The following is a 4,365-nucleotide window of genomic DNA, read 5'->3' as shown; positions in this document are numbered from 1 at the left end:
CGAAGGTCATGGTTGGCGCGATGAACTGGATGAACCCTAGCGTTGAAAACGCTATCCGCCGGGCGGCCCAGGAGAACATGACCAGCGGCAGGGCGGTCATTGGCCCGCAGGCGACAAGCCAGATCAAGGCGGCGGGGCTGGTCGCGCCCATGCCGCCGGTCAGCGCCAGCCAGGCCAGGAACAGAACGCTGGGAACCGCCAGATACAGGCACTCGATCAGGAGGCCCGCTTGCGCGTCCGCCGCCACGCGCCGCCGCACCACGCCATAGCCGCAGAATGTGATCGCCAGCGCCAGACTGACCCAGGGCAGGTGGCCAAGCGCGAAGGCCTGAAGCGTTACGCCGACACTCGCCAGCCCGATGGCCAGGACTCCCAGTCGACTGATCCGCTCGCGGAACAGCAGCGCGCCGACCGCCATATTGAGCAGCGGGTTGAGGTAGTAGCCGAGGCTGGTCTCCAGCACCCGGCCGTCGTTGACCGCCCAGATGAACACCATCCAGTTGATCGCGATCAGCAGCGCCGAGAGCGCCAGCCAGGCAAGCGTGCGCGGCGCGCGGAACAGGCCTCGCACCTGAGCCGACTGACCGGCCAGGGCCACGAAAAAAATGGCCGTGGGCACGGCCCAGATCGTGCGGTGCGCCAGGATTTCGCCTGCCGTAACGCCCATCCGGCCGATCAGTTGGAAGGCCAGAGGCACAAGCCCCCAGATCACATAGGCGCCGGCGCCGGACGCCAGCGCCAGGCGTGTCTCGCCGGGCGCGGGCCGGTCACTCATCGGATCAGGCCAGTGCGGCTTGGCGGATCAGCCCTCGATCGTGAAGCAGTTCGGCGATCTGCACGGCGTTGAGCGCCGCGCCCTTGCGTAGGTTGTCGGCCACCACCCACATCGAGAGACCGTGCGGCACGGTCGTGTCCTGACGGATGCGGCTCACATAGACCGGGAACTCGCCCTGGACTTCCTTGGGCGTGATGTAGCCGGTGGGCTCGCGCTTATCGATCACCACCAGGCCGGGCGCCTCGCGAAGAATGTCCCGCGCCTCATCGGCGTCGAGGTGCTCATGGAACTCGATGTTCACCGCCTCGGAATGCCCCACCATCACCGGCACGCGCACGCAGGTGACGGTCAGGGCGATGTCGGGATCGATCATCTTGTGGGTTTCGTCCCACATCTTGGCTTCTTCGTCAGTGTAGCCGTCGTCACGGAACGACCCGATGAAGGGGATGACGTTGAAGGCGATCTGCTTGGGAAACTTCTTCGGCGGGCTCGGGCCCAGCACGAAGACGCCCTTGGTCTGATCCCAAAGCTCGTCCATGCCCTCCTTACCGGCGCCGGACACCGACTGATAGGTCGACACCACCACACGCTTGATCCGGGCCCTGTCATGCAGCGGCTTCAGCGCCACCACCAACTGGGCGGTCGAGCAGTTGGGGTTGGCGATGATGTTCTTGCGGTTGGCCCACTCGACGTCGTCGGGATTCACTTCCGGCACCACCAGCGGCACGTCGGGATCCATCCGCCAGGCCGAAGAATTGTCGATGACGATCGGTCCGGCCGCGCCGATCCGGGGCGACCACTCCTTGGAAAAGGATCCTGACACGCTCATCAGCACGAGGTCGACGCGACTGAAATCGAACTGTTCGACGTCCTCGCACTTGAGGATCTTTTCGCCGAACGAGACTTCGAGGCCGATGGACTTGCGCGAGGCGATCGCGTGGATCTTGTCCACGGGAAAGTTCACCTCCTCAAGGATGTTCAGCATCTCACGGCCCACATTGCCCGTGGCGCCGACGACGGCCACCCGATAGCCCATCGCGATATCTCCGAAAAACCAAGGGCCGGAGCCCTACGCCCCCCACGCCCGCGATGCAACATGAGCCGCCACTCGGCCGCAGTCTGGCGGTTTTCGGTTGCGGCTTCGGCGCTTACCAGCTGTCGATCCAGCGCAACTTCTTGCCTTCGCGTGGCGGCCTGGGAGGCAGGCTTTTCAGGCCGCCCAGGATCCAGCGACGGGTGTCCGCCGGGTCGATCACGTCGTCGAGCGCCGGCGAAGTCGCCTGGCTCAACGCCTTGCCGCGGGCATAGGCGGCCGCGACCATCTCGTCATACTTCGCCTTGCGTTCGGCCGGGTCGGCGATCGCTGCGAGTTCATTGCGGTAGCCGAGCTTGACCGAACCCTCGAGCCCCATTCCGCCGAACTCGCCGGTGGGCCAGGAGACGCAGAACATCGCCCCCTGATAGCTGCCGCCGGTCATGGCGATGGCCCCCAGCCCATAGCTCTTGCGCAGGATCACCGACAGGATCGGCACGGTCAGGTTGGCGCCGATCACGAACAGCCGCGAACAGTGGCGGATCAGGCCGGTCTTTTCCGCCTCCGGCCCGACCATGTTGCCCGGCGTGTCGGAGAGCGACACCACCGGGATGTCAAAGGCTTCACAGAGCTGCAGGAAGCGCGCAGCCTTGTCCGAGGCGTCGCTGTCGATCGCCCCGCCCAGGTGCATCGGATTGTTGGCGAAGATGCCCACGGGCCGGCCCTCGATGCGGGCGAAGGCGGTCACCATGGCGAGCCCGAACCTGGGCCGCAGCTCCAGCACCGAGCCGGTGTCGGCGATCAGTTCGATGACCTTGCGGATATCGTAGACCCGCAGCCGGTTTTCCGGGATCGCGCGCCGCAGGAGACGCTGATCGGCGCAGGACCAGTCGGCGACCGGTCCCTGGAAGAAGGCGAGATACTTCTTCGCGGCCGCCACCGCCTCCGCTTCGTCTTCAACGAGAACGTCGATGGTGCCGTTCTCCTGCATCACCTTGATCGGACCGATTTCCTCGGGCCGGAAGACGCCTAAACCGCCGCCTTCCACCATGGCCGGGCCGCCCATGCCGAGCGCGGAATCCTTGGTGGCGATGATCACGTCGCAGCAGCCCAGGATGGCGGCGTTGCCGGCAAAGCATCGGCCCGAATTGACGCCGATCAGCGGCACAGCGCCTGAGAGCCGGCCCCAGAACTCGAAGCCCCGGGTGAAGCCGCCGCCCTCGGTGTCGCCGGGGCGCCCCCCGCCGCCTTCGGTGAAGAACACCACCGGCAGCTTCCAGCGCTCAGCCAGCTCGGCCATGCGATCGAGCTTCCAGTGATTGTTGCCCCCTTGGGTGCCGGCCAGCACGGTGTAGTCGTAGCTCATCACCGCGCAGCGAGCCTTTTCCTCCGGGAACAGCGCGCCGTTGACCTGGGCGAGCCCCATCAGCATGCCGTCGGCCGGGGTGGTGGCGATCAGCTCCTCCAGCGTGTTGCGCCGCCGCCGCGCAGCCACCACTAGCGGGCCGTATTCGACGAAGCTGCCGGGATCGACCAGGTCCGCGATGTTCTCGCGCGGCGTCCGCTGCCGGGTCTTGCGCCGACGCGCCACCGCCTCGGGCCGCGCCGCGTCCAGTGTGCGCGCGTGGCGGTCCAGCACCTCGGCCAGATCGGGGCGAATCTCATCGAGATCGACGGCTTCTTCTTCAACCGCGCCCGCGCCGCCGTCGTCATGGGCCTCCAGGAACGCCAGGACGTGACCCTCATAGACCGTGTCGCCCGCCGCCACGTTCAGCAGACGCACGACGCCTGAAGCCTCGGCGACGATCACGTGCTCCATCTTCATGGATTCCATGATCATCAAGGGCTGGCCCGCACGCACCGCAGCGCCGGCCTCGGCCGAGATGCTGATCACGGTGCCCTGCAACGGCGCGCGCAGCGGCGTCGTACCCTGAGGTCCGTCGGCTTCCGTCTCCGGAGTGTCGTCGTGGTCAACCTCCTGCTTGCCCAGCGCCAGCACCGCCAGGGGGTCGGAGGCGTCGACCTGATAGCCGGCGCGCTTTGGGCCCGCTGCACCGCGCGCGGCAGCCTCGAAGTAAAGCCTGGGGTGAGCTTCCGGCGCGCCGATAAGCTCTGCGATGTGCGCCTCGATGAAGCGCGTATGGACATCGCCCTGCGCCACCGCCGGTTGGGCCAAGAGAGTCTGCAGGAAGGCGATGTTGGTGGGTGAACCCTCGATGCGGAACTCCGAGAGCGCGCGATAGGCCTTGGCGACTGCCGCGGGCAGTCCGCCCGAGCCCGCGTGCACGATCAGCTTGGCCAGCAGACTGTCGAAGCGGGCGCTGGTGCGATAGCCGGCATAGCCGAACCCGTCGACCCGAACGCCCGGGCCCGACGGAGGCTCGAACACGGAGAGCGTCCCACCGGCCGGCCGGGCCGAGCCGTCGGCGGCCATGGTCTCCAGATTGATCCGCGCCTGCACCGCGTGCCCCCGTGGCTCAGGCACGCGGTCTTGCCCCAGTCCCAGGTCCGCCAGGGATCGGCCCGCGGCGACCTCAAGCTGCAGACGCACAAGATC

Annotated in this window: 3 protein-coding genes; all 3 read right to left on the bottom strand. The window is 67.1% G+C overall.

What is annotated here, in order from left to right; genetic code table 11:
• A partial coding sequence (gene rarD, locus ACIQ3R_RS15755) for an EamA family transporter RarD (RefSeq protein WP_397419805.1) occupies window positions 1–775 on the bottom strand: 775 nt, incomplete at its 3' end.
• 4 nt (window positions 776–779) lie between these two features.
• Window positions 780–1,811 (bottom strand): aspartate-semialdehyde dehydrogenase, encoded by a 1,032-nt coding sequence (locus ACIQ3R_RS15750; RefSeq protein WP_397419804.1) that lies wholly within the window; start codon window positions 1,809–1,811, stop codon window positions 780–782.
• A gap of 112 nt (window positions 1,812–1,923) precedes the next feature.
• The coding region (locus ACIQ3R_RS15745; RefSeq protein WP_397419803.1) for a carboxyl transferase domain-containing protein at window positions 1,924–4,365 on the bottom strand (2,442 nt) is incomplete at its 5' end.

This window comes from Phenylobacterium sp. (assembly GCF_044371015.1).
GTDB lineage: Bacteria > Pseudomonadota > Alphaproteobacteria > Caulobacterales > Caulobacteraceae > Phenylobacterium.
This window is presented reverse-complemented; position numbering and strand designations above follow the sequence as displayed.